The sequence below is a fragment of the Rhizobacter sp. P3_B12 genome (genome assembly GCF_056402895.1).
Genome location: NZ_JBFUGN010001627.1, coordinates 1 through 727 on the forward strand (window position 1 = coordinate 1; position 727 = coordinate 727).

The 727-nt window shown below is 71.0% G+C and carries 1 protein-coding gene and 1 pseudogene; both read right to left on the minus strand.

The window, feature by feature from the left end:
- Positions 1-326: pseudogene (locus tag AC1D01_RS37320) on the minus strand (iron dicitrate transport regulator FecR); the annotation flags it as partial.
- On the minus strand, positions 323-727 hold a 405-nt coding region (locus AC1D01_RS37325; RefSeq protein WP_477874946.1), incomplete at its 5' end, for an RNA polymerase sigma factor. The gene AC1D01_RS37325 and the pseudogene AC1D01_RS37320, both read right to left, overlap by 4 nt.

The window sequence follows — 727 nt, forward strand, 5'->3', positions numbered from 1 at the left end:
TGCCAATACTGCCAACCCAGACGGCCGGCGAGCGCTGCGCCGCCGAGCAGCGCGGCCGCCGACAGCAGCAGGTTGCGCCGCCCAGCGGCGTGTGGGGCGGCGACCGGTTCGTCGAAATGCTCCCTCAGCCCCTCCGACATCCCGCCCAGCATCTGCCAGCGCCGGCGCGCCTCGTCGGCCGCTGCCGCATGTTCGGGCGACGACGCGATCCATTGCCGCAGCCGCGCCAGCGCTCGGCCAGCCGCCGGTTCCGGCTCGACCTCGCTCTTCACGACCAGGTCGAGCGCATGCTCGATCAGCTTCTCGGCCGGAGCCATCGGGCTCATGCCCAATCCTCTGCCAGCGTCGCGCGGAAACTGCTGCGCGGCGACACCGCCGGCGCGTCGATCAATTCCGCCTGCATCTCGGCGAACACCCGCGAGCAATCCAGCGCCGCTCGTACCAGGTGCTTGGCCACCGCCGCCTCGCTGAGCGTCAACCGCCCGGCGATCTCGGTGCGCGTGAACCCATAGGCCCGGAACAGCAGGAACACCTCGCGCCGCAACGGCGGCAGCGATTCGAGCACCCCGATCACGCGCCGCAGCACCTGGCGCTGCGCATGCACGTATTCACACGACGGTGCCGCCGCGTGCAGGCCGAGCGGCGATTGCTCGACGAGCCAGCGCTGCGCCACCTGCCGATGCCGCGCCTCATCGATGCACAGGTTGCGTGCCACGCGAAACAGCAG